This window comes from Treponema sp. B152, from assembly GCF_024181665.1.
Classification (GTDB): Bacteria; Spirochaetota; Spirochaetia; order Treponematales; family Treponemataceae; genus Treponema_B; species Treponema_B denticola.
This window is the reverse complement of the sequence record NZ_CP058668.1, coordinates 1599855-1626402: the sequence shown is the minus strand read 5'-3', so window position 1 is coordinate 1626402 and position 26548 is coordinate 1599855. Positions and strand designations below refer to the sequence as shown.

At 38.5% G+C, this 26548-nt stretch carries 27 protein-coding genes and 1 tRNA gene; 13 read left to right on the top strand and 15 right to left on the bottom strand.

The window, feature by feature from the left end; all coding sequences use genetic code 11:
- Window positions 1–2 precede the first annotated feature (2 nt).
- A complete protein-coding gene (gene nusA / locus HYB91_RS07570; RefSeq protein WP_002677633.1) occupies window positions 3–1490 on the bottom strand; it encodes a transcription termination factor NusA in 1488 nt (495 codons plus the stop codon).
- A gap of 35 nt (window positions 1491–1525) precedes the next feature.
- Window positions 1526–1972 (bottom strand): ribosome maturation factor RimP, encoded by a 447-nt coding sequence (gene rimP / locus HYB91_RS07565; RefSeq protein WP_002670663.1) that lies wholly within the window; start codon window positions 1970–1972, stop codon window positions 1526–1528.
- Between the two features lie 270 nt (window positions 1973–2242).
- Between rimP and HYB91_RS07560 the strand changes: the two genes are divergently transcribed.
- From HYB91_RS07560 to HYB91_RS07545, 4 genes are read left to right on the top strand one after another with little or no spacing between them, the layout of a single operon-like run.
- On the top strand, window positions 2243–3409 hold the full coding sequence (locus tag HYB91_RS07560; protein ID WP_253719461.1) for a type III PLP-dependent enzyme: 1167 nt from the start codon (window positions 2243–2245) through the stop codon (window positions 3407–3409).
- A 22-nt stretch (window positions 3410–3431) separates the two neighbouring features.
- Complete coding sequence (locus tag HYB91_RS07555; RefSeq protein WP_002670665.1) at window positions 3432–4751, top strand: leucine-rich repeat domain-containing protein; 1320 nt, start codon at window positions 3432–3434, stop codon at window positions 4749–4751.
- 38 nt (window positions 4752–4789) lie between these two features.
- Window positions 4790–6019: a dicarboxylate/amino acid:cation symporter gene (locus HYB91_RS07550; protein ID WP_010696711.1), complete on the top strand. Its 1230-nt coding sequence runs from the start codon at window positions 4790–4792 to the stop codon at window positions 6017–6019.
- A gap of 55 nt (window positions 6020–6074) precedes the next feature.
- Window positions 6075–6704 (top strand): adenylate kinase, encoded by a 630-nt coding sequence (locus HYB91_RS07545; protein ID WP_253719460.1) that lies wholly within the window; start codon window positions 6075–6077, stop codon window positions 6702–6704.
- Between the two features lie 142 nt (window positions 6705–6846).
- Here the strand turns inward: HYB91_RS07545 and HYB91_RS07540 are convergent, their stop codons facing one another.
- The 5 genes from HYB91_RS07540 to HYB91_RS07520 all read right to left on the bottom strand — a co-directional run bounded on the left by HYB91_RS07540 (window position 6847) and on the right by HYB91_RS07520 (window position 10381).
- Window positions 6847–7368 carry an SRPBCC family protein gene (locus HYB91_RS07540; RefSeq protein ID WP_371922060.1) on the bottom strand — a complete coding sequence of 174 codons (522 nt, stop codon included), beginning with the start codon at window positions 7366–7368 and terminating at the stop codon, window positions 6847–6849.
- Window positions 7352–8023: a TetR/AcrR family transcriptional regulator gene (locus tag HYB91_RS07535; protein WP_253719458.1), complete on the bottom strand. Its 672-nt coding sequence runs from the start codon at window positions 8021–8023 to the stop codon at window positions 7352–7354. The genes HYB91_RS07540 and HYB91_RS07535 overlap by 17 nt, the downstream gene beginning before the upstream one ends.
- Window positions 8024–8156: 133 nt before the next feature.
- A complete protein-coding gene (nadS, locus tag HYB91_RS07530) occupies window positions 8157–8465 on the bottom strand; it encodes a NadS family protein (RefSeq protein WP_253682324.1) in 309 nt (102 codons plus the stop codon).
- A gap of 9 nt (window positions 8466–8474) precedes the next feature.
- A complete protein-coding gene (locus tag HYB91_RS07525) occupies window positions 8475–8783 on the bottom strand; it encodes a type II toxin-antitoxin system RelE/ParE family toxin (protein ID WP_002677634.1) in 309 nt (102 codons plus the stop codon).
- Between the two features lie 218 nt (window positions 8784–9001).
- Complete coding sequence (locus tag HYB91_RS07520) at window positions 9002–10381, bottom strand: tyrosine phenol-lyase (protein WP_253719457.1); 1380 nt, start codon at window positions 10379–10381, stop codon at window positions 9002–9004.
- Between the two features lie 116 nt (window positions 10382–10497).
- On the opposite strand from HYB91_RS07520, the gene HYB91_RS07515 reads away from it, so the two are divergent.
- Window positions 10498–11118: a hypothetical protein gene (locus tag HYB91_RS07515; RefSeq protein WP_253719456.1), complete on the top strand. Its 621-nt coding sequence runs from the start codon at window positions 10498–10500 to the stop codon at window positions 11116–11118.
- Window positions 11099–11926, top strand: a complete 828-nt coding sequence (locus HYB91_RS07510; RefSeq protein WP_253719455.1) for a hypothetical protein — start codon at window positions 11099–11101, stop codon at window positions 11924–11926. Before HYB91_RS07515 ends, HYB91_RS07510 begins: the two co-directional genes overlap by 20 nt.
- Before the next feature lie 7 nt (window positions 11927–11933).
- Here the strand turns inward: HYB91_RS07510 and HYB91_RS07505 are convergent, their stop codons facing one another.
- The 5 genes from HYB91_RS07505 to HYB91_RS07485 form a co-directional block, all read right to left on the bottom strand.
- On the bottom strand, window positions 11934–12476 hold the full coding sequence (locus HYB91_RS07505) for an ATP-binding protein (RefSeq protein ID WP_253719454.1): 543 nt from the start codon (window positions 12474–12476) through the stop codon (window positions 11934–11936).
- Window positions 12477–12492: 16 nt separating this feature from the next.
- Window positions 12493–12831: an anti-sigma factor antagonist gene (locus tag HYB91_RS07500; RefSeq protein WP_010696721.1), complete on the bottom strand. Its 339-nt coding sequence runs from the start codon at window positions 12829–12831 to the stop codon at window positions 12493–12495.
- Between the two features lie 25 nt (window positions 12832–12856).
- Entirely contained in the window at window positions 12857–14542 is a 1686-nt protein-coding gene (locus tag HYB91_RS07495; RefSeq protein WP_253719453.1) for a PP2C family protein-serine/threonine phosphatase, read from the bottom strand.
- A gap of 73 nt (window positions 14543–14615) precedes the next feature.
- Window positions 14616–15293 (bottom strand): metallophosphoesterase, encoded by a 678-nt coding sequence (locus tag HYB91_RS07490; RefSeq protein ID WP_253682316.1) that lies wholly within the window; start codon window positions 15291–15293, stop codon window positions 14616–14618.
- Between the two features lie 10 nt (window positions 15294–15303).
- A complete protein-coding gene (locus HYB91_RS07485) occupies window positions 15304–16677 on the bottom strand; it encodes a tetratricopeptide repeat protein (RefSeq protein ID WP_253719452.1) in 1374 nt (457 codons plus the stop codon).
- Between the two features lie 37 nt (window positions 16678–16714).
- Here HYB91_RS07485 and HYB91_RS07480 point away from each other — a divergent pair, with 37 nt between their 5' ends.
- From HYB91_RS07480 to aroC, 7 genes are all read left to right on the top strand, one after another.
- Window positions 16715–17455 (top strand): tetratricopeptide repeat protein, encoded by a 741-nt coding sequence (locus HYB91_RS07480; protein ID WP_010696728.1) that lies wholly within the window; start codon window positions 16715–16717, stop codon window positions 17453–17455.
- A complete protein-coding gene (locus HYB91_RS07475; protein WP_253719451.1) occupies window positions 17448–19625 on the top strand; it encodes a tetratricopeptide repeat protein in 2178 nt (725 codons plus the stop codon). The genes HYB91_RS07480 and HYB91_RS07475 overlap by 8 nt, the downstream gene beginning before the upstream one ends.
- Before the next feature lie 80 nt (window positions 19626–19705).
- The gene (locus HYB91_RS07470) at window positions 19706–20875 is read left to right on the top strand and encodes a DUF8084 family protein (RefSeq protein ID WP_002670701.1); all 1170 of its coding nucleotides are present in this window, start codon (window positions 19706–19708) and stop codon (window positions 20873–20875) included.
- Between the two features lie 24 nt (window positions 20876–20899).
- Window positions 20900–21613, top strand: a complete 714-nt coding sequence (locus HYB91_RS07465) for a hypothetical protein (protein WP_002677645.1) — start codon at window positions 20900–20902, stop codon at window positions 21611–21613.
- A 9-nt stretch (window positions 21614–21622) separates the two neighbouring features.
- Window positions 21623–22330 carry a tRNA (guanosine(46)-N7)-methyltransferase TrmB gene (gene trmB / locus HYB91_RS07460; RefSeq protein WP_080612201.1) on the top strand — a complete coding sequence of 236 codons (708 nt, stop codon included), beginning with the start codon at window positions 21623–21625 and terminating at the stop codon, window positions 22328–22330.
- A gap of 21 nt (window positions 22331–22351) precedes the next feature.
- Window positions 22352–22621, top strand: a complete 270-nt coding sequence (locus HYB91_RS07455) for a hypothetical protein (protein WP_002670713.1) — start codon at window positions 22352–22354, stop codon at window positions 22619–22621.
- Window positions 22585–23670 carry a chorismate synthase gene (gene aroC, locus HYB91_RS07450; protein WP_253703794.1) on the top strand — a complete coding sequence of 362 codons (1086 nt, stop codon included), beginning with the start codon at window positions 22585–22587 and terminating at the stop codon, window positions 23668–23670. Before HYB91_RS07455 ends, aroC begins: the two co-directional genes overlap by 37 nt.
- Window positions 23671–23727: 57 nt before the next feature.
- Here aroC and HYB91_RS07445 read toward each other — a convergent pair.
- From HYB91_RS07445 to groL, 3 genes are all read right to left on the bottom strand, one after another.
- A tRNA-Met gene (locus HYB91_RS07445) sits at window positions 23728–23800 on the bottom strand.
- A 49-nt stretch (window positions 23801–23849) separates the two neighbouring features.
- Window positions 23850–24599, bottom strand: coding sequence for an adenylate/guanylate cyclase domain-containing protein (locus HYB91_RS07440; protein ID WP_002670717.1), 750 nt, complete (start codon window positions 24597–24599; stop codon window positions 23850–23852).
- A gap of 232 nt (window positions 24600–24831) precedes the next feature.
- On the bottom strand, window positions 24832–26466 hold the full coding sequence (groL, locus tag HYB91_RS07435) for a chaperonin GroEL (RefSeq protein ID WP_002670719.1): 1635 nt from the start codon (window positions 26464–26466) through the stop codon (window positions 24832–24834).
- Window positions 26467–26548 lie beyond the last annotated feature (82 nt).

Below are 26548 nucleotides of genomic sequence, written 5' to 3'. Positions count from 1 at the left end.
TCCTACTCTTCGTCCTCATATTCAAAAGCAAGATCTACTCCGCAATTGGGGCATTTTGTCATATCTGTTGTTATTTTATGACCGCATTCAGGGCATTCAAATTCTTCAACTTCACCCTCATCATCCGAAACAGGCTCGCTTTCTTCATCGCTTTCATCTTCATCGTCTTCTACAACTTCAACGGCATTAGCTATAATGTCAAGAAGAGTATCAGCCATCTCTGTAGTAAGACCTTCCAATGCCCTGATTTCATTATCTTCCATGTTAATCAAGTCTTGTATATCTTCAATTTCGTTATTACGTAATACTGCCAGAATGTCTTCGGTAATTCCCGGAAGTTCGGAAACATTGGAAATTTCCTCATATTCTTCATCTTCATCACTTGTTTCATCAGTGAATAAGTTTTCGACAGCCTTTCTGGCATCCGTGTAAATATCCATTTGTTTAAACTGTTCTTCGGTTTTTACGTCTATGTTCCAGTCTACAAGACGGTTTGCAAGGCGTACGTTTAAACCGTGTTTTCCTATAGCCAACGATAATTGGGAGTCCGAAACGATTGCAAGGGCCTTTCTTTTTTCCGCATCCAATATCATAACATCCATGACTTCTGCAGGTGAAAGGGCACTCTTTATATAGGCCTTAGGGTCTTCAGAGTAGGGCAGAATATCTATCTTTTCATCATCCAATTCTGCGATAACTGCTTGAATTCTTGCTCCCTTTGCTCCGACACAGGCTCCTACAGGATCTATATCATCTCTGTCAGTTGAAACCGCTATCTTTGTTCTATAACCGGGTTCCCGTACAATATTATGAATCTTTACTATTCCGCTTTCAATTTCGGGCACTTCCACTTCCAGTATCTGCCTTACAAATTCCGCATCGGTTCTTGAAAGGATCAGCTGTACTACGTTTGATTGGCGGTGTTTTTTTACTTCCCGTACAAGGGCCTTTATTCTTGATTCTTCTCCGGCTGCCGCATTTCTTCCGAAGTGATCTCCCGGACACTGATATTTTTTAGGTAACAAGCCCTCAACCTTTCCTAAGTCGACATAGATGTTTCCGTTTCGTTCCCGATGGTAGTAACCGATTATGATTTCTCCTACCTTTGTACTGTATTCTGCATAAAGGGTATCTTTTTGCATTTCTCTGATACATTGGATTGCTCTTTGCATTCCGACCTTGACAGAATTAATGCCTAAGTTTTTCGGATCGACTTCAACTAAAAGTTCATCACCTGCCTCGCAAGCGGGGGCTAATTTTTTTGCTTCTTCTAAACTTATATCAAAAACCGGATTTTTTGCATCTTCCGTTATTATTTTCTTTGAGTATATTTTTCCTGTTTCTTCATTGAATACGGCATTTGCATCTGTTCCGAATTGTTTTTTATAAGATGCTTTTAGAGCCTGCTCTACAATGTGTAAAACAAAATCGTCATCAATTCCTTTTTCCTGTGCAAATTCCCGAATTGCCTCAATTATTCCTTCAGACATTTCATTAAATCTCCTTAACAAAGCTAAAATTATTCTTAAAGATTACATCTGGCTTTTTTTATATCCTGATACGGAATTTGAATGTCTTGATTATCAGAATTTAAAACAAGGCCTTCGGAATTTACTTCTTTTATAATTCCGTGCCGCCAATCAGTAATGCTGTTATCCCAAATTTGGGCTTCTTCTCCTACAAAGGCATAAAACTCAACCGCCCGCTTTACAAGCCGGTTTATTCCCGGAGAGCTTACTTCCATAGTTACATCTTGCGAGCCTATGAGGGCTTCAATACGGGGCTGAAGAGTCCTATGTACAGAGGTACAGTCTTTGATACCGACCCCTTTTTCCGATTTTATTACCGCCTTAACCTGCCAAACGTCTTTTTTGTGAAGGACATTCAGATCAACCAGTTTAAAGCCGAGCCCTTCGACAAGAGGTTCACATTCGCTAAAGTACGGAATATCTTTTTTTTGAATGAATTCCACTTCAATCTCCTCTCAAGATACCTTTTGCATACAAAAAAGGAGCCGCTTGAACGACTCCGAATACACAAGGATAATATATGTTCTAATAGTTATAGTACCATAAAATTGAAATATATTCAATACATATATCATAGAAAAATATTAAGTTTTTTTGTTTTTGGATTGAAAATATTAAAAAAAAGCCCTTTTTATGCCTTAGTACTATTGACAGTTATGCAAAATAGCTTTATAAGGTAAGCTATTATTACTATTTTTTGGGAGGTCGGCCTAATGGAAAGAAAGGATTACATTAGCGATTCTGAGTGGAAACACTTTATGAGTTTTTCAGAAAATCTGGAAACGCCCTGTGTTGTTATCAACCTAAAAACAATCAAAAAAAATTATCAAAAGTTAAGAGAAAATTTTCCCTATGCGGATATTTTTTATGCGATTAAGGCTAATCCGCATGAAGAAATTATTTCAATGCTAAACGAGATGGGTTCATGCTTTGACATAGCTTCACGTTATGAACTTGACAAGGTTCTAAAATTAGGTGTAAGCCCTGAAAGACTCAGCTATGGAAACACCATAAAAAAGGCAAAGGACATTGCCTATTTTTATGAAAAGGGTGTCAGAATGTTCGCTACGGACAGTAAGGACGACCTTAAAAATATAGCTCAATTTGCTCCCGGTTCGAGAGTTTATGTGAGAATCCTTGTTGAAAACACTACCAGTGCCGACTGGCCTCTGTCAAGAAAATTCGGCTGTCATCCCGATATGGCCTATGACCTTTGCATTCAGGCCAGAGATTCGGGCCTCATTCCTTACGGTATTTCTTTCCACGTAGGAAGCCAGCAGCGGGATATCGGTCAGTGGAACGATGCCATTGCAAAGACAAAATACCTGATGGACTCTTTGGAAGAAGAAGAAATTAAGCTCGAAATGGTCAACATGGGCGGAGGTTTCCCCGCTTCTTATGTTACACCTGCAAACGACCTAAGCGAGTATGCTTCCGAAATTAGCCGCTACTTGGAAGATGATTTCGGTGAAGAGCGTCCGCGCATTATTTTGGAACCGGGCCGCTCCCTTGTAGGCGACAGCGGTATCTTGGTAACCGAGGTTGTTATGATTTCGCGCAAAAACAACACAGCCCTCTTTAGATGGGTATATCTTGATACGGGTCTTTTTAACGGTCTTATTGAAACCCTAAACGAATCCTTAAAATACCCGATCATTACCGATAAGGATGAAGGCTGCAAAAAATGGGGTGAGGTCGTTTTGGCCGGTCCTACATGCGACAGTATGGATATTATGTATGAAGATTATAAGTACAGTCTTCCTACCAACCTTAAGCCCGGAGACAGGGTATACTTCCTTACAACCGGTGCTTATACATCCAGTTATGCTTCTGTAGAGTTTAACGGCTTCCCGCCGATTAAAACCTACATAATGAAGTAACTATTATTGAAAGAGTCCGGCTATGTTAAAGACCTTATATAAAATTACGGCTTTGGTTATTTTTAGTTTTTTTGTTTTTTCGTGTTCCGAAAAGGAAGAACAAGTAGGGGTTGAAAATAAGGAAGCTCAATCTGAGGTCGGCTCTCAGGCCGGACTTAATTCCGAAAAAAAAGATAATGGGCTTCAATCGGGGCAGGATAAGACAAAAACGGCTGATGCCCAATATCAAAAAGCCTTAAATGAGGCTTCCGTTATTTTTGAATTTGAGGCTGTAAATAAAAAAATCAATTTAAGCCTTAAAGCCGATGAAAATATCAAAATTGAAGGTGCCGTTCCTTCGGAAATTCCTGCCGACGGTTCCGTAAACGAAATATTTATAGCAAAAAATTCTCTTGCCCTATTGGGTGATGTAAAAGAGCTTACAATTCATAATGCCGAAATTTTAAGCGGAGTTAAAATAATTAAAGCGCCTGCTTTGAAGTCCTTGGATATCTCTTTTTCGGGCTTAAAGAATATCGAATTTATAGATTGTAAGGCTCTTGAAAATCTGATTCTTGAAGGAAACAAGAAAATGAATAAGCCTGATTTTTCTTCGTTAAAAGGCTTAAAAAAGCTCAATTTGGCCAAAACAACAATTCGGGAGATGGATTTTTCTGTTTTTCCGCGACTTGAATGCCTTGATATAAGTTCGATAAGCTTAAAAAAGCTTGATCTTACAAAAAACATTGAGCTTAAAGAGCTGGATTGTGAAAATTCCGGTTTAAACACTCTTGATTTAACTAAAAATATAAAATTACAACGGCTTAATTGCAGGGCCAACAAACTTACCGACTTGGCGCTTTTTCAAAACAAGGAGCTCAAGTTTTTGGATTGCGGAAAAAATAATCTTGATAAACTTTTAATAGCTCTTAACACAAAACTTCAAAAACTGTATTGTGACTCCAATGAAATAAAGGATTTGGATCTTCCTTCGTTAAAGGAACTTGAAGAGCTTTATTGTTACCGCAACAAGATAGAGAATCTTGTCGTAGGTTCAAATCGTAAGTTAAAAAATCTTTTTTGCTTTGAAAATAAGATTGATGAAAAATCAATGAAGCAGCTCTTTGATTCTTTGATAGCAGGTGACGGATATGATATTAAAACCCTTGTAGTTTATGCCGAAAAAAATCCCAATCTAACATACAAAGCGGATAAATACTTTGACCATAATTTTGTGCCTACCGAAGAAATGCTTAATTCTTCCTCCTTTAAATTCTGGAAAGTTTATTTTACCCTTTATGGTCTTGAAGATATGGGCAGTATAATCGATTCCCTTGTTCAAAAAACGGGAGAAGCTTTTTAGTCTATTGACTGAATCTTTTTCTTTTTGTAAAATGAATCATGAAAATTTGGATAAAATATCTTATAGGTTCTGTTCTAGGTATTATAATTGCAGCTCTTTCTTCTTCCGATAGTGCATTTTTTAATGCAGCTGTTGATTTTGCCGCTAATATTGCTATTCAATTCGGCCGTTATTCCTTATATCCCGTTTTATTTTTCGGTTTTACTGTAAGTATATCTAAATTACGTGAAAGCCGTTCCTTACTAAAACTTTCGATATATATTGCCGTTTTTATTATTCTTTCATCCCTTCTGGCAGCCCTTTTAGGTTTGATTTCTATCTCTATCAGCTCTCCGCCGAGAATTCCTATCTTCGTTGAAGAGACAAGTGCTGTCGAAAATTTGGGCGTTATGGAGTCTTTTTTACGGCTCTTACCTTCAAGTGCATTTGAAGCCTTTATGGATGGCCTTTATATTCTTCCGCTTTGTATCTTTGCCGGCTTTGCAGGAGCCGCCTGTGCTGTCGATAAAAATATTTCGAAGCCTGCTTTAACCCTCTTTGATTCGCTTTCGCGAATTTCTTATGCTATTATGGCCTTTTTTGTAGACATGTTTTCAATAGGGCTTATCGCAGTATCCGTGAACTGGTGTATCAAGTTTCAAGCTATGCTTTCTACCAAATTTTTTACCGGCTTGGTTGTGCTTTTATTGGTAGATTTTTTTATAATAGCCTTAATTATATACCCTATAATCTTAAAAATAATATGCAGGGATATAAATCCTTACAAGGTGCTCTATGCTTCAATCGCTCCTGTTTGTGCAGCCTTTTTTTCAGGCGATACCAATTTAACCTTACCTGTCTTATTGCGCCATTCAAACGAGAGCTTGGGCGTCAGAAGGAGAATTTCTTCGGTATCCTTGCCTGTTTTTTCGGTTTTCGGCAGGGCAGGGAGTGCGATGGTTGTTACTATAAGTTTTATCGTAATTTTAAACTCTTATTCCAGTCTGGGTATAAGCTTTGAGGATAGATTTTGGCTTGTCGGTATTTCTACCCTTTTTTCGTTTTTTTTAGGCCGTTTCCCCATAACAGGAACCTATGTTTCCCTTGTTACCGTTTGTGCGATATACGGACGAGGCTTTGAATCGGGCTTTTTAATTTTGCGGCCTGCGGCCTTTTTTATAGGTTCGGTAGCTGCCGCCATTGATGCCTTAACCGCCATGGTGGGAACATATATAATCGGTCATTTGTCTAAGATGACTAATACACGCACTTTAAGGTTCTTTATATAAGAGCTTTTCTTTATGTAAGAACTTTGATTGAATATTGTTAAAAAGGAAGAGAAAAATGAACTGTATTTTTTTGGGCCCGCCGGGCGCAGGAAAGGGAACCCTCGCTTTTGAGGTTTCAAAATCGTATAAGATTCCGCATATTTCGACCGGAGATCTTTTTAGAGCTGCAATCAAGAATCAAACGGAATTGGGAAAAAAAGTTAAGGCTGTCATTGATTCCGGGGCATTGGTAAGCGATGATCTTACAATAGCCCTCGTAAAGGAAAGGTTGGAAAAAGATGACACCAAAAAGGGTTTTATCCTCGACGGTTTTCCGCGTACAATCGCTCAGGCCGATGCCCTAGAGAACATCGTAAAAATAGATTCCGTTATCAACTTCGATATAAGCGATGATGAGGTTATCAAACGTCTTTCAGGAAGGAGGGTTTGTTCCTCATGCGGTCAAAGTTTTCATATCGAATTCGTAAAACCTAAAAAAGAAGGCGTTTGCGATTCATGTTCCGGAGAGCTGATGATCCGTCCGGATGATAAAATTGAAGCAATCCAAAAACGCCTTGAAACTTACAGAAGTCAAACCGCTCCTTTAATCGATTATTATACTAAAAAGAATTTAATCGTAGATATAGATGCCAGCCCGGCATCGGAGAAGGTATTGGCCTCTTTTGAAGCAAAATTTCCGCATTAGAGGGAAATTTTTAGAATAAGCACCGTTACTGCCTATAACCAATACTTTCATATATCCTCCGATATAAAAAGTATTGCCGAAAGGAGAAAAAACTGCAATGTTTTATCGGCAAGGCAATTCGCCCCACTCCGAAAGCGGACTTTTATTTTGCTCCGGCTTTTAAGCGTTCGACGGGAATGCGTTCCGGATACTTGCCTTCGGTAAGGATTTCGGTCAGGTATTTATTGTCCAAAATCATATCGTCGCGAATGAGTTGCCAGTTGCATTTTTTACGGAAGATGATTTTGAACAGCAAAAAGTTCATAATCGGCCCGATGACGGGCGTAGTTATACCGAACGATTCCGTGTGCGAAAAACGGCAGCCGTCTTTTGTCCGCGTTCCTTCAAATGTGATAAAAGCGGTTCCCTTGTCGCTTTTAAATACGAACCGAAAATGGTCGTTGTCGCGTTCGCTCGTTACTATGGTGCCGGTTACGTCGTAGTCGAGCCCCATAACGATTTCGTAAAAGCGGACTTTGCTGCCCGTATTTACGTTTCCGTCGTACAGTTCGCATTCCAAATGATACGGGCTCCACTTGACGAATTCCTCTTCGAAATTGTCTGCCCATGCGCACAGTTTTTCGAACGGTGCGCTAATGTCAACCTGTTCATGCAAGGTTATCATACACAATCCTCCTGTATTTTTCTTTTTGTGCAGCCGGAGCGTTCAAAACGCCGGCACAAAAGTCAATCATGCAGTCCATCAATCGTCGGGCGCTGCCTTCTTTTTTTTCGTGAACATAGCCGAAATCGTACATCATTTCTCCGATGCCGCCGGCGATAAAAACGGCCGTTTTATGAACCGTTTCAGCGTCCGCTTTGTACCAATCCAGTGAGCGGATAAACAGTTCCCAAACTTCAACAAATTTTTGCGTCAGCTCTTCTTTGAGTTTTAATGAGTACAAAAGATTATCAGGCGAAGCGGCCGCTTCTTTTCCGTGCGCGTCGTCTTGTACCGTTTTTAAAAACAGGCTTGTTACTTGAGCCATAAGCGATTGCGCGTCGTCTTTGTGAGTGTCGATTGCATCCTGTACGGATTTTACATAGCGCTCGGAGTACCGGCGCAAAACGGCGCGGTAAATTGCTTCCTTCGATTCAAAATAATAATAAAAAACGCTCGGTGAAGACGTCCTATCGTTTGCCTCATCCAAAATATCCCGAACAGACGTATTCGTATAGCCTTTTGAAAAAAACAGCGTTGTCGCCGCATCGATCAATTGATTTTGCCGGCTTTCTCTGTCTTCTTGCCGACTTTCTCTGTTTTCGTTTTTTTCAGGCATAGGCACTTCCTTCTTTTATAGAATAATATTCTATAGACATTATAGAACATTGTTCTACAAAATGCAAGGGGGCCGTATTGCCTCACGTTAAATCTAACCTAAAAAAATTGTTTGGACTTACCGGAATAAGCCTTTATCCCTGCAGCACACTTTCCACATATTGAGGATTAGCCGAAACAATTTTAAGTAGAGACAAGGCTGCCCCGTCAGGTTTACGCCTGCCTTGCTCCCAGTTTCGCAAGGTGCCGATACTGATATTAAGCATAGATGCAAATTCTTCTTGTGTTTTATTTGTCTTACTGCGTATTTTGGCAATATCCAAAGGCTCTATTTCAAAAACTCTGGAGGGGGGAATTTCTCCTTTTTCAATTAAAACAGCTTCCTTTACGCTTTGGAGTAATTCGGCAAACATCTCATCACTCATTTTTTTCCTTTTAAACATAAAAACTCCTTATAAACCTTTAATAAAACTTGCCAACATATTTATTTGTTTTTTTGTAATGCTCTCTGCATCACTTTTTGAATAAGCAAACAACAAATATATCTTTGTTTCAGTTTTTATAAAATAAATAATCCTAATACCGCCGCTTTTTCCAGTATTCTTTTTGCTCCATCTTATTTTTCGTATTCCGCCGCCACCCTTAATCAATTTACCTTTCAATGGATTACATACTAGATATTCTTTAAATTGTTTATATGTATCTTCGTCCAGTAGCCTATTTATTTGTTTTGTGAAAACAGGCGTTTCTATAATTCTCATATCTTATTATACGCCATTGGCGTAAATATGTCAATTATAATTAATAAGTTTTCTCAAAAACGTTGTATTAATTTTCAAAATGTTAATTATTATAATTTAGTCAGACCTGCCGCAGTAAATATAAAAAAACTAGGCTGTTAATACCTTTCTTGCGGAAAGGCAGGATGGACAGCCTAGTTTTTGTCAAAGTAAAACCGTGATTCGTTTACCTTGAGAGTTTAGATATGCTCAAAGCGTGCCGTAAAGAAGCGGAGCTGTTTAGGTTCATAAACGAACTTTAATCCTTTTATAACTTCCTTGTGGTTGTACAGCTTAATAACTGCATCTGCTACAATGTCCATGTGTTTATAGGTATAAACACGGCGCGGAATGGTTAAGCGGACTGTTTCAAGCTTAGGTACATGGTTTTCTCTAGTCTTAGGATCGCGTCCTGCAGAAACGATACCCCGTTCCATACTTCTAACTCCCGATTCGATATAAAGCTCTGCAGCTAGGGCCTGTGCAGGGAATTCGGTTTGCTTAAGATGAGGGCAGAAGCGTCTTGCATCGAGGAATACTGCGTGTCCTCCTACGGGTTCGATAATAGGAACTCCTGCTTCCAAGAGCTTGTCGCCTAAATAGCGGACCTGCTTGATTCGGTGTTCGATATATTCAAACTGGAGGGCTTCTTTTAGACCGATAGCCATAGCTTCCATATCGCGTCCTGCCATACCGCCGTATGAAGGCATACCTTCAAATACAACAACGAATTCTTTTGCAGCTTGGAAAAGCTCTTCATCGTTCATACAGAGGAAGCCTCCGATGTTTACGATACAGTCTTTTTTACCGCTCATGGTACATCCGTCTGCATAGCTGAACATTTCTCTTACGATTTCTTTGATAGATTTGTCGGCATAACCGGCTTCTTGTTCTTTGATAAAGTAGGCGTTTTCTACACAGCGGGTTGCATCGTAGAATACCTTGATGCCGTGTTTTTTTGTGAGCTCACGGACAGCTTTCATGTTCTTCATAGAAACGGGCTGACCGCCTGCAAGGTTTACCGTAACAGCCAAACAAACGTATGCAATATTTTCGGCGCCCTTTTCTTTTATAAGTTTTTCAAGCTTGTTCAAGTCGATGTCGCCCTTAAAAGGAACATTTTTGCCTGCATCATGGGCATCATCGTTTATGATATCCACGAAGATACCGCCGTTTGCTTCTTGATGGTATCTGGTAGTGGTAAAGTACATGTTTCCGGGTACATACTGCCCGGGCTTAATTGCTATTCTTGAAAGAAGGTTTTCGGCACCGCGGCCTTGATGGGTCGGTACAAGATGCTTAAAGCCGAAAATCTCTTGAACCGTTTCTTCCAAGTGATGAAAGTTGCGGCTTCCGGCATAGGCTTCATCTCCTATCATCATTCCGGCCCATTGTTTATCGCTCATTGCGTTTGTTCCGGAGTCGGTAAGAAGGTCGATATAAACATCTTCCGAATTAATAAGGAAGGTGTTATAACCGGCTTCCTTGGCAACCTTTGCTCTTTGATCTTTATCGATCATCTTAACAGTCTCTACAACCTTTATTCTAAAAGGTTCCGCAGGATAATTTTTAATATCCATAAAAGTCCTCCATCTGTTAGTTCTACAGAAAATGATATTAGGGAAAATTTCCCTATGTACTATAACACAAAGATAAGGTATTGTCTAGTTAGTATAAGATGTGATATAAATATTATATGAATTTAAAAAAATACCGGATTATCTTTAGTTTTGTATTTCTTTTTAGTCTTTATAATGAAAGCGGTGCGGAAGAAACCTCCTTTTCCACAGTACTGGAAGAGGCTAAAAAATATTTTTCGGATATCGACTGGACAGTATCCGAAATAATCTCAGCTTCTCCTATGGCCGAGCCCTTTACCTTAGACGAGATAAAAACGGAGAATTTGAGCTCCTATGGAGATATAAATTTAGAAGAAGGCTTATTTCCTTCTTTGGACGGGCTTGGAGTTTTGGACTATACCGGTATTGAAAAATCCGTGTTGAATTTTTTGGATAAAGTAAGTTTACAATTTAAAGAAAACAAGGCGGATATAGGCCTTTGTTCAAAAGAAAAGCCTTTTTTACCTTATCTTATAAATTACAGGCTGGATTCTTTTAAACCCATAGTTTCCGTTTTTTACGGCAGACCTGAAAATAAGGCAGATAAAAAAATAAAGACTCTTTTTAAATGCAATATCAGGAGAGAAGATAAAATATTTTATATTATTATTGAGGTCTACATTATTTTTATTGATGGGAAATGGTACTTGGACTCTTTTGATATTATCGGAGACAAAAATGAACAAAGCTCTCAATAGAATCGAATATGAATATATTGTCGACACCTTTGTCAGAGAAAAGCCTCTTTTAAGTATCTTATGCAAAAATACCTTTGTAAAAATAGACTCTTCCTCTTATAAACTTATAGACGGTTATATTTTCTTTAAAGCGGATGAGGTTGAAGTAAACGATGATATAAAGGTTTTTTTTAATCATAAAAAACGCCCTCTTTATTTTTTTAGCCGAGTCGAACAAAAAGAGGGGATTACTGTTTTTAAGCTTTCAGATAAATTTTATAAACATGATGATGAGCTTAAAACCTGTCAAATTTCATTGTGGAATTCCGGAGGTTTTAAACTAAAAGCCGGTATTTCAAGCGATTTTCCTCTTAGCTTTCCCTATCCTCCGGTTGTAGACGATGAAGATAGTGAAGTCTTTTTTGGCCTTTGCTCCAAGATTTCCGGCTTAATGAAGCTAGATGCGGATAAAATCCCCGATGCTTTTTTCTATCGTCTTTACGATATAGCAATAAAACATAGTGCTCCTGATTTTAGTCCCTGTCTTTTATATCTTGATGCGGAATTTATACTTATTTTTTGTATTGAGGAAAAGGCTAAAGAAATTGCGGCTCAAATTTCGGCTCAAATGGAAATGGGATTAGGCCGCCGAAAAGTTAAATGCTCGTCAATATTTTCTTTTTTCCTTCCCAATCTTAATGTAAATTCTACAGGGGAAAGCTGCGGAGCTCTTTGCCTTACAATAAAAAACATCCACGAAGAAGATAAACGTTTTTTACATGAAAAAGCTCACGCCAGCAAATATGGATATCCGAAACTTGAGTCTTAATTTAATCTTACAGCGAAATACCGTGTTTCTTTTGAGGATATTTTTTTAACATCGCAACGCCGTTTTTCTTCTTGTTAAAAATAAAACCTCCGTCCCAATATTCGAGGGCCGCAAAGAGGGCGTTTCCTCCGTCATATTCATCGCTTCGGGCTGTTCTAAAAGAAACATAGGCTCCAAGGTTTGCAAAGTCCTGCTTATGCAGACACTCCAAGCGTTTTCTATTGAATTCGTTCCACTTGTCGATTTCTTTAAAGCCTTCTCCTTCATCCTCAACTATTAAATGTGCGTGGGTAGAGCTGAATTCGTACCATACCTTGACTTTTTTGGACGGATTACATCTGTTTCCGTGTTTTACCGCATTTTTAATAATCTCGCTGATTTGCTGTTCTAAGAGGTTGATTCCCTTTATTTCTAAGGGGGCTGATTGTACTATCAAAAGTGTAAAATATCTGATTTGTCTGAAATCAGAAGGAAATTCTTTATATAACATCCCTGTTTTATCGAATAAGGGGATTTTTTCATCAACTTTAAGTTCTTTTATAGCTGTCATATTTCTGTCCTCCGCTTTAGCTTTCCATTTTTTGTAATGCTTCTTCCAAGCTGTTCGTTATGGGAAAATAGCCCATCAGCTTTGTCAGTTCTATAACCTTTTTCACTGAACCGTGAATATTGGTTATAAATAGCCGCAGATTCATCTTTTTTACGGTAGAGCAGATATAAATCAATGCTCCTATTCCTGAAGAGTCTATGTAGTCCACATCTTCAAGATTTATAATCATACATTTTATTTGACGCTCGATCATCTTCATAACAAGCTCTTTTAGTCTGTATGAATTGTATAGGTCCATTTCACCGCTTACGTCAATAATGTAAACCTCTTTGTTTTTTCGGATTTTTAGTTCCATAACAATCTCCTTAACAACCTCTCTATTACCTAGCCTTAATAATCAGCAAAGTGCGATCATCATGAGTCTGGGCCTTTCCTATAAACGAAGTCATGTCGTTTTTTATTTTATTTACGATATCCTTTGAATTTTGGGAATGATTATCGGCTATTAATTGTGCGAGTCTGGTAGTTCCATACTGCTCGCCTGCGGCATTAAGCGTTTCGATAATACCGTCCGTATAAAGTGCTGCTACATCACCTTTTTTTAAAGGAACCTTTATACTTTTATATGTTGAACGGACGTCTATTCCTATGGGGTCCGTTTTTTGCTGGAATAATTCGATTTTATTTTTTTCATTGTTCCATATCATCATTGCCTGATTACCTGCCCCTATGAATTCTATTGTATTTGTCTTGGGTTCATAGGATAAAAGAGAAATACTTGCAAAGTGGTCTATATCTATCTTGCCGGTAATACCCTTATTGAGCCAGTCTAAAATAGATTCCATGTTTTGATCGGTGTTTGTTATAAGGTAGAGAATTGCCCTAATCATAATCATAATAATTGCAGATTGAATACTTTTACCTGCAACATCTGCAAGAACGATAAATACTCTTTTTTGTTGAACAATTACGTCATAATAGTCGCTGCAGATACCTCTCTCCTGTAAAAAATATTCTCCTATTTCAAGGCCGGGAACTTTTTTAAAGTTTTTAGGTAAAAGAATCTTTTGAATTTTTGCAACCGTATCGGTTATATTTTCAATTTCAGCATGTTCGGAAGCTTCGGATATACTTAAAGTAAGGTTAATCATTTCTGCCGCAAAATCCGATAAGTATTCTCCTATTTTGACTTCATTTTCTGAAAAAGAAACCTTATCCGGGCTACGGGATACGGCCGCCACTCCAACTACAACAGAGCTGACCATTAGGGGGAAGAATATTAGGCTTCCGTGCTGTAAAAATTTTTCGTTTCCATTGTTAGGAAGTAAGGGGCTGCCTTTACAATCTTTAATAAAGAGGGTTTTGCCTTTGGAGGCAACTTCCGTAAATATCGACTCACCCATCTCAAACCGCGCATATTTAAAGTTGGAAAATACGTGATCTTCTTTGCGTGCAAGGTCATCAGGTAATTTATAAGGCGGAGGAAAGGTTCCGGCCAAGGCCTTTACAGCCAAGACCTCTTCAAAACTTTGTACTGCAAGGACTACGGCTCCGTCAGCCGATAACTCCGTTAAAAAAGACTCTGTGATATATGGAAACATTTCGGATGAGATATCTTTTTTTCCTGCGATTAATCCATTAGTTTTTTGGAGTAAAAGGCGGGTTGTGTTTATAAGTTTACGTGCACGTAAAGATTCTTCAGAGGGGAGATTTTGTAATTTTTTAATATAATCTGCATTTGCCTTGTCTCTTTTTACTTTTTCTACTTGATCTTTCAGGTATATCTTTTCGGATAAGACCATACAGACAGTAAAAACAACGAGGACAACCGATAATCCTATATTTAACATCATATAGCTTTTAAAAAATACCGAGGCTGCAGCACTTATGCTTATTATAAACGCAGAGGCTAAGGTCGAATATGTCAACAAAACAAAGGGCCTTGATACCTCTCTAGCTTTCTTTTTGTTTATAGCCGTAATTCTTATGAGAAATAATAATAATAAAATAGTCAATACCGAAAGAGTAATCAATGCATAAAAATCAAGAGAATCAATTTCTTTCATTGTAGTAATTCTATCATCTAAAGGGAATATCGTCAAGATTTATTTTGAAAATAATGGTAACAATTTGTAAATTTTAGTGTAACTCCAAAATATGTCTGCTGTATGCGTTAATTATCTCGGTTTCTCCATACCTTGTGCTGCGGGATTGTTGAGGGTCATATATGTGAACCTGTCCATGTATAAGATATTTAGGTTTAAAAAAATTTATAAATTTGGTAAAACACTCAAAAGATTCTTGTTTGTTTTCTTCTTTTTCACCTTCAATCAATGGAGGACAGTGGGTTACTAAGATATCCAAATAGCGCCCGTATTTTATCTTATTAAAAAATAATGCCGGAATCATTTTTGAAAGCTTTCGCTTCATTTGTTTTTCCGTAAATTGATTTTTACCGTCGTTGTGCTTTTTAGCACCCGAAACGCCGGCGATTATCATGTTTTCATACTTAAGGCTTTTAAAACCTATATAGATTCCCTGATTGCTTTTTTTTGTATTTCCCTTTTTAAATATATTTACCTCTCCATCCTTTGTCTTTTCTGCCATTTCGGGATGATAGTGAGTGAGGGCTTTTAAGTGATGGCTTCCAAAAACAAAATAAAGCGGTTTATTTAAGGATGTTTGTACAAAGTCGAGGTAGTCGATCGGTAAATCTCCTGCCGATATTATAAAATCTACATCTCCGTATTTTTCTTTTATGTCTTTGCTGTAAATCATAGGGTCTATCTGGTCCGAAATACATAGAATTTTTTTCATTGTACGTTTCCTAAAATGTAAATTTTACTTTTTCAACTATTCTTTCAAGCTTTTGTCTGTCAATAAGGTTAAAGGGTCTGTTTTCTGCAAACTTTACCGCATCAGGCGAAAAAGTGCCGGATGTTATAATGTGAGAGGTTACAACGGCTTGTTTTTTCATCTCTTCATGTACGGATCGTAAAAAGGATTCCGTTATTGTGTGCCCATCCCTCGAAAAAATCAAAAGCTGAGGTTTTTTTCTTGTATTAAGCCATTGTTCCGAACCTTTTTCGACTGCAAGTATTGTACAGCCCATCTTTGTTTCTTTTAAGGCTTGAACCGGATAATCGAAGTGCTGTTCGGTAATATCTCTGCACATTTTGAAAAAATCTTCCTTGATGAGGGTTAAATATTCTTTCATATGATCGTTGGTACGAAGATCTGAATATTCGGCAAGTTTTTGAGCCGTGTTCCTGAATTTAGGATTGACTGTGCTTATGGCTTCCCATTGCTCTATTGCCTTATCTATGTCTCTTTGTTTTTCGTAACATTCCGCTAAAAGATATCTCGAATAAAGAACTTCAGGAGCCGAGGGCTGCTTTGAAGATTTTATCGCCCTAGTGAATTCGAATTCGGCCTTTTCAAGGCTGTTTGTTTCCAAGTAGCAGCATCCTCTTTCAAAAAAGCATTTTGTTCTTATCTCCTGCTTTCTTGCCGCTTTTTCAAGGGCTGAAAGAGCTTGGGCGTAGTTTTTTTTGCTTTTTAAGATTCTTCCGTGATAATAAAGGGTTTCACTGTTATCGGGGGCTAATTTTAAGGCTGTGGCAATCGCCTTTTCGGCCTCAGGAATCTGATTTGCTTTAAAAAGTAAAAGGCCTAATGAAGCATAGGCTTCTGCAAAGCGTGAGTCAACTTCTATAGCTTTTTGAAAATAAGCTATTGCCTGATCCGACATGTTTTTATTTTCATAAATTTGACCGGCCTGAAAATAAGGCTTGGGATTTTTCGGATCTTTTTTATTTAAAAGCATAAATTCCTTTAAAGCCTCGTCCGGTTGCTGGAATTTTAAATATAAATCTGCTATAATGGTTCTGAATTCGATTTCGGTTGCAGGATTGTTAAATACCGCTGTCTTGTTTAGAGTTTTAAACTCTATAAAGGCTAGATCTGCTTTTTTGTCTGCAAGGTAGGCCTTGCCCAAAAGGTATCGGGCTTCCGAATCTCTGGGATTTTTTGAGAGTATTGATTTTGCATCCTTGATTGCGGCTCCGTATTTTCCGGATTTTAAGTTCTTTTCGATTCTTGCTCTTTTTTTGGGAAAAAGAACCGATTTTAACAAAAAAATAATAAGAAAAATAAGGATCGCACTTATCGCTGCAATTAAAATAATCGTTAATGAAGACATATCTATATGGTATAGTTTTTAGGAGGGAATGTCAAATATGAAAACACATTTTTATCGATTAAAATTAAAAAAAAGCATTTTTTTTGCTGTTTTTTTATCTTTTTTTTCATTGCTTTTTGCCGTAGATTATTTTGAAGAAGGCAAAAAACTTTTGTATGCTGATAAGCCTCAAGAGGCTGTTTCGGCTCTTTTTAAGGCTAGTCAGGAAGCCGGAACCCCTAAATCGGTTTATCTTTATCTTGGTGTTGCTTATTTTAGGGTAGGGAAGTACAGTGAGGCCTTAACCTATCTTTCTCAAGGTAAGGATAAGGATATCCTCAACGGGCATTTATATTATTACAATATAGGTAATGTTTATTTTTTACAAAATCAGTTTGAAGCTTCCGAGTCGGCTTATAATGAGGCTATTTCTTCAAACGGCCTCTATGCTCCGGCTTTTTTAAACAGGGCCAATACACGGATAAAACTGGAAAAACTTGAGGGTGCTTTACAAGATTATAAAATTTATTTAAACTTAAAACCTGATACGCTTCAAAGATCTTCAATAGAAAAAATGATATCGCTTTTGGAAGGCCTTGCCGAAGAAGCGGAAAGAGCGAGGGCCTTGGCTGAAGCAAAAAAGGCTGCCGAAGAGGCCGAACGTTTGGCTGCTGAGGCGAGGTATAAAAAACTTATGGAAGATGTAAATGCCAACCTTTCTTCGGTTGACAATGCAGATGCCTTATCGGCCGGTGCCGACAATACAATAGATTATTCGGAGGAAAACGAACTTGACTGATTTTCAAAAATTCTTAATAGGTATTTTAGCGGGTATTTTTATAGCCGTTTTAGTTGTTGTAGGCATCTTATTTTTTACAAAAAACAAGACCTCTGATTCCGCTGCTGCCGATACGCAGATCCTTGCTAAAATTGAGGCTGAAAAAGAAGAACTTGCCCGTCTTCAAGAAAAAATAGCTAAAAAAGAAGCTGAGCTTGAACAGGCCAAAAAAGAAGCCGAAAAAGAGAGAGAGCTTTTAGAGGCGGAAAGCATTAAAAAAGCCGAGGAAATTAACAAAAATCTTGCCGCTGCTTCCGAAAAGGAAAAAAAGGCTGCCGAAGAAGAAAAGAAAAGAAAGGCTGAAGAGGCTCTAAAAAGGGCTGAAGAAGCAAGAAAACGGCAAGAAGAATTGATTAAGCAGCAACAGGCCTTAAAAGAAGCTGAAGCAAAGAAAAAAGCGTCGATAGACGAAGCAAAAAAAATCGCTGCTGCCAAGGCTGAAGCAGACCGCAAAGCAAAGGCCGAACAGGAGCGTAAAGCCAAAGAAGAAGCAGAGCGTAAGGCTAAGGCTGAACAGGAGCGCAAGGCAAAATTAGCAGCCGAACAAAGAGCAAAAGACGAGGCTGCAAAAAAGACAGCTGATGCAGAAAGAGAAAAAAAGAGGCTCGAAGAAGAAGCCAAAAAGAAGGCTGCTTTAGATGCGCAAAAAGCTCAAGAAGCTGAAAGACTTGCAAAGCAAAATGCCGATGCAAAGACCAGAGCTCAAATGGAAGAGGTGGACCGCCTGGTTTCAGAAGGTGTAAATTTCTTAAAAAACGGAAATCTAAATTCTGCTCTTAGTAGTTTTTCAAAGGCTTCATCTAAAATGCCCGATTCTGAAACTTCATTTACTGCAAAAAAATATTTGGATATGGCTTCTGCTTTAAACGACTATGCTTCGGCTCGTGAAGGAACCGGAGATGCAGAGAAAGCTCTTTCGGATGCCGATTCATACATAAAAAAATCCGTAAATGCAGACGGACAAAATGCAAGAGCTCATTATGTTTATTCTCAAATTGCAGACGCACAAAAACAGCCTCAGGTTGCCTTTGTAGAGTTGGAAAAGGCTCAAAGTTTGGATCCCGATAATTATTTATACAATTATGAACTCGGTAAAAAATATTACGCAAGAGGTCATTATCAAAAAGCAAAGACTTCCTTTGAAAGAAGCGTAAAATCCAATCCCAAATTCGATAATGCTTTTTTTAATTTGGGAATGTCTTGCAGAAAATTAGGTTTGGAAAATGAAGCTTTTTCCGCTTTTTCTTCAGCCGTAAAGATAAAGCCCGACTACGTAAAAGCCTTTTTGGAAATGGCCCGTATACGCAAAGCCCAACGGAAATTTGATCAAGCTATAGAAAACTATAAGAAGGCTATTTCTTATGAACCGACCAATCTTCCGGCATTACGGGAAATGGCCCAAGTTTATGCGGATTTGGGACAAAATAATTTAGCCGAGCGGCACTTTAAGGAAGCTATCACTCTGGGAGAGGATGATGCCATAACTTATTATAACTTGGCAACGGTACAGGTTGATTTAGAAAAATACGGCGAAGCCCTGTCTAATGCCGAAAAAGCTTATAGGCTCAAGCCTTCTGATGCAAGAGTTTTATATACATACGGTTTAACTTTGGAAAAAAACGGAAGAAAATCTGAAGCCTATGATTATTATACACAGGCTGCGGCTACAAATAAAAACTATGCTAAGCCCAGAATAAATCTGGGGCGTATGTACTTGGATGAGGGAAAATTCGGCGAAGCCGAAGATAACCTTTTGGCAGCCTATAGGCTTGAGCCCAATAATTTTGAAGTAAACACAAATTTGGGCAAGTTATACGGCTTAAAAGGAGACTACACCAAGTCGGTTAATCATTACTCCAATGCCGTAAAAACCCAGCCTCGTAATATTACGGCAAAGCAGAATTTGGCGGCGGCCTATATTTCTGCTGATCTAAAAGAAAATGCCGTAAGCGTTTATGAACAGATTATAAAGGTTGATACTAAAAACTGGGATGCTTATTATGAACTGGGTAAACTTTACATAAGCCTGAATAAAAAGGCTGATGCAAAGCTTATTTTGGAAGGCGTATTGAATAAAAATCCGAATTATCCAAAAGCCGCGGAAATTCGATCGATACTTTCATCCCTTTAATTAACCTATAGAATTTTTCATAAAATTATATTAGAATTAAAGATGTAGTTGATCGTACTTAATATAGGGAGAGAAGATTTATGGCTGCAAGTGAAAAAAAAAGAATTTTGGACCTTCCATTAAAGCTTATTTTGACTCAGGAAGGTTCTACATTCTTTATAAAAAGAAATAAGAAACTCCTTAAATTTAAGCTTGCCGGAAATATCGAAGAATACGGCATTTCTCTCGAAAAATTTATTCCTGAAACCATTCAACGCCTTCTTTTGGCGGATTATATCTCAAAGATTGAAATATCGAAACCCGAATTCGTTTCTTCGCGACAGGAGGTTATGGATCTTTCAAAGCTTATAGTATATTCGGTTTTATATAAACAATATGACGATTATATTTTTAAGCAAATCTTAAACTCTCCCGTTATAAAAAAATGGAACAGACAAAACCCTGCAAGTATAATTGATGAAAAAACCCACATAAATGAAAAGTATTTGGCAAATGTATTGCAGCAAAACGAAGAAATGATTTATGAAGCAAAACAGGAAATTGTTAAACCTCTTTTTTCTTTTATAACAAAGAATAATGCTCTATCTCCCGAAGAAAAAAATATTCAGCTTTTTTTGGCCGAAAAATTTCTAAACATGATGCGTCCGTTTACTTGGTTTATCATAACTAAATTTAGGATGCACAAAGACTTTGACCTGATTCTAAAAACAATACGGACTTCCCTTACCGAATACATGGATAAAACGAAGATAGCCGAGTACATAGCCTTGATGCTTATGGAGTTGATCCTAAGTGCGGAAAACATGAATTTGCGTAAAGAAGCCTTAATTCTTTTTCCTGAATTGGATGACCCTCAAGAAGCTCTCTTTGATCCGGAAATACGCCGCCGTCTTGTTGCCGAACTTGAAAAAAAACAAGAGCTGGTATTTGTTTCATGGAAACTTGGAAGCGGAGGCGTTGCCTCGATAGGTACACAGGGCAAGCTTCAGATAACCCTTTACAGTAAAAATGAACAGTCGGATGCCGTCAGAGCAAACTTAAATGACTTAAAGATGGCAGATGTCGACAAAAATTCTTTAATTGACTTTTATCGAGCCCTTCCTGAAGGTTCCGAAGATTTAAATTTGGGAATGTATTATATTTCTTACTTAAATGACGCTTGTGAAAAGGTAAATGTCCGCTTTGAATCGAGCGCAAACCGCTTTGAGGATACGGATCTTACCGTAATGAATATGTCCTTTATGTTTTAACATAAAGAAGATTCGGATGGTTCAATGAACAAAAGCAAAAAAAAAGAATGGCTAAAAAAAACTTTGTTTTTTTTTATTGCAGCTCTTTTACTTTCATGTTCCTTTGATAAGCCTGAGATACCCGAACTTTCCGTAAAAATTTTAAAGATAGAAACGGATGCCGGAACAATTGAAGAAAGGCTTTCCGTATTTTTAATGTACAAGGATGAAAACGGACGTAACGATTATTCTTCCATACAGCTGGTCCATTTGGAGTCGGGGCTTACATGGGTTTTGAACAGGGAAAATACTTCCTTTTTTTCTTCCTCACAGCTTAGAGCTTCGGATTCCGAGAAAACTCTATGGGCCGGTTCCAATAAGATAGCGTCGCCGTTCGGACAAATTCCCATAGGAGAATATTCCATTGTGCTGGAAGATTTGTCGGGAAATAGGACTATAAAAAAACTTACCTTAAAAGAGCCTGAAATGCTTTTATCTATTCCCTTTGTCTTTCGGATTCAGGACGGACGATGGCGGATTGAAGCTTCCGAGAATTCTACATTTAAAACGTTTTTTCTTATTCTTTTGGGGGCCGATAAGCAGCCGCTTTTTGTTCAAGGTTTACCTGAAGGTTCTAAACTCGAAGACTCTATTTCTTCCCTGCTCGAAAAATATCCGGACACCCGTTATATTCAATGTATGGCCCAAAATGCCCAAGGCGATACAGCCTATTTGACAAAGTACCATAGTTTGTATTAGTATCAAAGGATGAATAGTACTGAAATTACTCAAAATACCGCTGTACCGTCTCATTTTCGATCTATAAAAACCTTTGTTTTACGGACGGGGCGGATGACCGAAGGCCAAAAAAGAAATTACGAAGCTTTTTATCAAAAGTGGTGTATTCCATATACTGAAAGCCCAATCGACTTTCAAACTCTTTTTCAAAACGATAATCCCGTAATCATAGAAATCGGGTTCGGCATGGGAACTGCAACTGCCCAAATTGCCGAGGATAATCCCGATAAAAACTATCTCGGTATAGAAGTTTTTAAGGCCGGAGTGGGAAAACTTTTAGGTGAAATAGAAGGAAAAAAATTGAATAATTTACGGATTATCGAACATGATGCAATTGAAGTTTTAGAAAATATGATAAATGATGAATGTGTTGACGGCTTTCATATTTTTTTTCCTGACCCGTGGCAAAAAAAGCGGAATCACAAAAGACGGCTTGTAAGAAGGCCTCGAACCGATTTGCTTTCAAAAAAATTAAAAAAGGGCGGCTATATTTACATGGTAACGGATTGGGAAAATTATGCAGAGGATGCCTTTGAGCAGTTGAGCGAAACTCCAAATCTAAAATCCAAATACGAAAAATTCGCTCCAAGTCAAAGCTGGCGGCCTACAACAAAGTTTGAAAAAAAAGGCTTAAAAAAAGAACACGTGATAAATGAGCTTATATTCGAAAAAGATTAAGCAGTTTTGAAACTTGGAGGTATGATAAACAGTTCAGCAGAAATTCAGCTTCACTGTTTATCTGCCGAGTTTTGCACTTATGAGTACAAAACTTCGCATTATTATATGTGTGTGCTTTTCGGCACACACTTGAAAAAACTTTTTTCGCAAATTGATTCGCTATCCGCTTTAGCGGATACGATGAAAAATTTCCTTACAGAACAGAGCCGAAAGGCTCTGATATTTGCTGCAAAAAGTTTTTATAGGAGTAATCTATGGGGGCAAATTCTTTTGGGCGTTTTTTTACCTTGACAACTTTTGGAGAAAGCAGGAGTGCAGGGGTGGGGGCTGTAATTGACGGATGCCCTGCCGGTATTCCCCTTTGTGCCGATGATATTCAAAAAGAGCTTAACCGCAGAAAACCCGGCTCCTTAGGTCCTTTTTCTACAAGACGGAATGAAGATGACATTTGCGAAATTCTATCCGGCGTTTTTGAAGGCAGGACCCTGGGAACCCCTATTGCCGTTCTGGTTAGAAATAAAGAAACCTCCTCCAAGGATTATGAAAACTTAAAAGATGTTTACCGTCCGGGGCATGCCGGTTATGCTTATGATGTAAAATACGGGCATAGGGATTACCGAGGCGGCGGCCGATCTTCCGGACGGGAGACGATAGGCCGGCTCATCGGGGGAGCTGTTGCAAAAGAAATCCTCGAAACCTTTGCCTTCAAAATCGGTAAAAAGCCCGTTGAGGTGCAGGTAAGAGCCGAAGAAATTGCAGGACTTAAAACAGGTCTTCCTCTTAAAGAAGATGATGCTCTGCCTGAGCCGATTTTTAAAAGGTTAAGCAATTTGGCTTCTAATGGAGATTCGGCCGGTTGTATTTTATCCTGTTCTGTTTTAAATGTTCCCGAGGGGCTCGGTTCTCCTGTTTTCGGCAAACTTGATGCGGTCTTGTCTCAAGCCTTAATGTCTATAGGTGCCGTTAAGGGGATAGAAATCGGGGGCGGCTTTTACTCGGCTTCTATTACAGGCAGCGAGAATAATGACATTTCAAAAAATTATTCTGGCGGTATTTTGGGCGGTATTTCCTGTAATATGGACTATCCCTTAAATTTAAACCATGAGAATGGAAGAAAAGATGAGAACACTTGTCAAATAGATTTTAGAATTGCCGTAAAGCCCGTTCCTTCAATAAAAATGAACCAATCCTCCTTTAACAAAAGAGGGGAGAAATGTATGCTTTCTGTCGGAGGAAATCACGACATCTGTCTTTTCCCTCGCATAGTCCCGGTTGTCGAAGCAATGTGTTATTTAGTTCTTGCAGATGCTTTTCTGGTCTCAAAAATAGAAAGATTTTAGCGTTTTTAAAAATTAGGAAACAAAAAAGGCACTCAAATGAGTGCCTTTAAATTTAGCTAGCGGCAATAGGGCTTGAACCTATGACCTAACGGATATGAGCCGTTTGCTCTGCCAACTGAGCTATACCGCCGTAAGAGCTTTGAGTATATAAAAAATATACATTTATGTCAAGTCCTAATTTAGAAATCTAAGCTTAAAACTTTAAATATCGAAATAATTTTCGGATTTATATCCTTGTACAAAAAGATAGCTTCCCTGTCTTCAGGTTTAACTCCTTTAAGGGCTCTGAGTTTTTTCATTACTTCAGGGTTTGTATTTTTTGTTGCATATATTGCACCGATGTCAACCAATTTTTTACTTACGATAAGTTCTCCGCCTGCTGCAAGGTTTTGAAGGCGGCATGCAAGATTGATGCCGTAACCTACATAATCTCTATATTTTAATTGAGATGCTTCTGCCGAAATTTCATATTTGTATACCTTATCTAGGACTAAAGCTCCTCCTATTGCCAGATTTCCGTAGGGTTTAAATAGTTCTTCTCTTGTAAATTCTACATATGTGGTAAAAACCGTAACGGCTTCTTTTATTGCAACCCCATCCAACTTATCCCATATAACTAAGGCTCCGTCTCCAAGCAGTTTATAATAAGAACAATTATAACCAAACTGATTAAGGCAGGAAAGGAAGTTGGATGTAAAAGATTTAATTAGACCGAAAACAACCGTTTCTTCGTTATTACACATAAAATCGCTAAAGCCGCGTACATCTATACAAAGGATAAGAGAATGCGGTCTTGTTTCACCGAGGTATACATTATCAAATATATCTATAGGGCCTTTCTTTAAGGCTTCCAATGTAAGAGAATCAAGTTCAACAGTATCTTTGCTTGATGCATTTATCCCTAATTCTGAAATTATATCATCACTCATAAAAGCATTGTAATATATATTTAAAAAAATAGCAAGGTAATTTTTATGATTTTACAAGAATATAAAAAAAGACCGTTATGTTAAACATCATAACGGTCTTCATTTTCTTATATACGGTAAGCTAAAAGTTTAATACATGCCTGCGCATACGGTAAACTTAAGCTTTTAATACATGCCCGCATACGGCAATCTAAAGATTTAGTACATTCCCGCATACGGTTTACTTAAGCTTTTAATACATTCCCATGCCGCCCATGTCGGGTGATGGCATTGCAGGACCTGCCTGTTTTTCAGGGATGTCCGTAATTGCACATTCGGTTGTCAGCAATAGGCTTGCAATTGAAGCTGCGTTCTGCAATGCGGAACGGGTAACCTTGGCAGGGTCGATGATACCGGCTTTTACCATATCCGTCCATTCCATTTTAGCGGCATCGAAGCCTACGCCCTTCTTTTCCTTAGCCTTTTCTGCAATAACTGCTCCGTCCAAACCGGCATTTTCTGCAATTTGGCGGATCGGTTCTTCGAGGGCTCGTTTTACGATCTTAAAGCCTACTTTTTCGTCCTCTGTAAGAGAGCTCATATCGGCCTTTTCTAAGGCTGCAATGGCCTGAATCATTGCAAGACCGCCTCCTGCAACGATACCTTCTTCGATAGCGGCTCTTGTTGCCGAAAGAGCATCTTCAACTCTGTGCTTTTTCTCTTTCATTTCAACTTCGGTTACGGCACCGATCTTGATAACGGCAACGCCGCCTGAAAGCTTAGCCAATCTTTCTCTTAGTTTTTCGCTGTCGTACTCCGAATCGGTTGCATCAAGCTGGGCCTTGATCTGGGTAACTCTGTCTTTAATGTCCTTTGATTTTCCGGCTCCATCGATAATCATAGTGTTGTCTTTATCGATTTTTATGCTCTTTGCCTGTCCCAGCATTGAAATTTGAGCTGCTTCAAGCTTAAAGCCTAATTCTTCCGAAACAACCTGTCCGCCCGTTAAAACGGCTATGTCTTCAAGCATTTCCTTTCTTCTGTCGCCGAAACCGGGGGCCTTAACTGCACATGTCTTTAATGCACCTCGGAGGCTGTTTACAACCAAGGTTGCGAGGGCCTCGCCTTCAACATCTTCTGCGATGATTAAAAGAGGGCGGCCTGACTGGGCTACCTGCTCCAAGAGGGGGAGAAGGTCCTTCATTGTTGAAATTGATTTATCGTAGATAAGAATGTAGGGATTTTCAAAAACGGTTTCCATTCTGTCTCTGTCGGTTACAAAGTAAGAAGAAATATATCCCCTATCGAACTGCATACCTTCTACATAGTCTGTAACGGTTTCCATTGTCTGGGCTTCGCCTACATCGATAACGCCGTCCTTTCCTACCTTGGCAATGGCGTCGGCGATGATTTTACCGATTTCCGCATCATTGTTTGCAGAAACGGATGCTACGTGGGCAACTTCTTCCGAGCCCTTAATTTCTTTCGAATTTTTTTGAATATCTTCAACGGCAATAGCTACAGCCTTGTCGATACCGCGTTTTAATTCAAGCGGAGTCATTCCGGCAGCTACGGCCTTTAAGCCTTCTTTTACCATGGAGTATGCAAGAACGGTAGCTGTTGTGGTTCCGTCACCCGCAACATCATTTGTTTTTGTTGCAACTTCTTTTAAAAGCTGGGCACCCATATTTTCAAATTTGTTTTCAAGTTCAACTTCGCGTGCTACGGATACACCGTCTTTTGTAACTGTAGGGGCACCGAAACTCTTGTCGATAAGAACATTCCGTCCCTTGGGGCCGAGTGTAACCTTTACTGCATTTGAAATTTGTTCAACACCGGCGAGAAGGCTTTTTCTAGCCTCTTCATTAAACAATAATTGTTTAGCCATTTTAGTTCTCCTTAAGAATCTATATTAATTTAGTAATTATCGTGGGTATAAGATACAAAAAAAACGGCAAAACGGCAAGAGG

Excerpts from the sequence above, each read along its gene's own strand:
- nusA (WP_002677633.1), bottom strand. The coding sequence starts at position 1,490 with ATGTCTGAAGGAATAATTGAGGCAATTCGGGAATTTGCACAGGAAAAA.
- HYB91_RS07560 (WP_253719461.1), top strand. The coding sequence starts at position 2,243 with ATGGAAAGAAAGGATTACATTAGCGATTCTGAGTGGAAACACTTTATG.
- HYB91_RS07555 (WP_002670665.1), top strand. The coding sequence starts at position 3,432 with ATGTTAAAGACCTTATATAAAATTACGGCTTTGGTTATTTTTAGTTTT.
- HYB91_RS07550 (WP_010696711.1), top strand. The coding sequence starts at position 4,790 with ATGAAAATTTGGATAAAATATCTTATAGGTTCTGTTCTAGGTATTATA.
- HYB91_RS07545 (WP_253719460.1), top strand. The coding sequence starts at position 6,075 with ATGAACTGTATTTTTTTGGGCCCGCCGGGCGCAGGAAAGGGAACCCTC.
- HYB91_RS07540 (WP_371922060.1), bottom strand. The coding sequence starts at position 7,368 with ATGATAACCTTGCATGAACAGGTTGACATTAGCGCACCGTTCGAAAAA.
- HYB91_RS07535 (WP_253719458.1), bottom strand. The coding sequence starts at position 8,023 with ATGCCTGAAAAAAACGAAAACAGAGAAAGTCGGCAAGAAGACAGAGAA.
- nadS (WP_253682324.1), bottom strand. The coding sequence starts at position 8,465 with ATGTTTAAAAGGAAAAAAATGAGTGATGAGATGTTTGCCGAATTACTC.
- HYB91_RS07525 (WP_002677634.1), bottom strand. The coding sequence starts at position 8,783 with ATGAGAATTATAGAAACGCCTGTTTTCACAAAACAAATAAATAGGCTA.
- HYB91_RS07520 (WP_253719457.1), bottom strand. The coding sequence starts at position 10,381 with ATGGATATTAAAAATTATCCTGCGGAACCTTTTAGAATAAAGGTTGTA.
- HYB91_RS07515 (WP_253719456.1), top strand. The coding sequence starts at position 10,498 with ATGAATTTAAAAAAATACCGGATTATCTTTAGTTTTGTATTTCTTTTT.
- HYB91_RS07510 (WP_253719455.1), top strand. The coding sequence starts at position 11,099 with ATGAACAAAGCTCTCAATAGAATCGAATATGAATATATTGTCGACACC.
- HYB91_RS07505 (WP_253719454.1), bottom strand. The coding sequence starts at position 12,476 with ATGACAGCTATAAAAGAACTTAAAGTTGATGAAAAAATCCCCTTATTC.
- HYB91_RS07500 (WP_010696721.1), bottom strand. The coding sequence starts at position 12,831 with ATGGAACTAAAAATCCGAAAAAACAAAGAGGTTTACATTATTGACGTA.
- HYB91_RS07495 (WP_253719453.1), bottom strand. The coding sequence starts at position 14,542 with ATGAAAGAAATTGATTCTCTTGATTTTTATGCATTGATTACTCTTTCG.
- HYB91_RS07490 (WP_253682316.1), bottom strand. The coding sequence starts at position 15,293 with ATGAAAAAAATTCTATGTATTTCGGACCAGATAGACCCTATGATTTAC.
- HYB91_RS07485 (WP_253719452.1), bottom strand. The coding sequence starts at position 16,677 with ATGTCTTCATTAACGATTATTTTAATTGCAGCGATAAGTGCGATCCTT.
- HYB91_RS07480 (WP_010696728.1), top strand. The coding sequence starts at position 16,715 with ATGAAAACACATTTTTATCGATTAAAATTAAAAAAAAGCATTTTTTTT.
- HYB91_RS07470 (WP_002670701.1), top strand. The coding sequence starts at position 19,706 with ATGGCTGCAAGTGAAAAAAAAAGAATTTTGGACCTTCCATTAAAGCTT.
- HYB91_RS07465 (WP_002677645.1), top strand. The coding sequence starts at position 20,900 with ATGAACAAAAGCAAAAAAAAAGAATGGCTAAAAAAAACTTTGTTTTTT.
- trmB (WP_080612201.1), top strand. The coding sequence starts at position 21,623 with ATGAATAGTACTGAAATTACTCAAAATACCGCTGTACCGTCTCATTTT.
- HYB91_RS07455 (WP_002670713.1), top strand. The coding sequence starts at position 22,352 with ATGATAAACAGTTCAGCAGAAATTCAGCTTCACTGTTTATCTGCCGAG.
- aroC (WP_253703794.1), top strand. The coding sequence starts at position 22,585 with ATGGGGGCAAATTCTTTTGGGCGTTTTTTTACCTTGACAACTTTTGGA.
- HYB91_RS07440 (WP_002670717.1), bottom strand. The coding sequence starts at position 24,599 with ATGAGTGATGATATAATTTCAGAATTAGGGATAAATGCATCAAGCAAA.
- groL (WP_002670719.1), bottom strand. The coding sequence starts at position 26,466 with ATGGCTAAACAATTATTGTTTAATGAAGAGGCTAGAAAAAGCCTTCTC.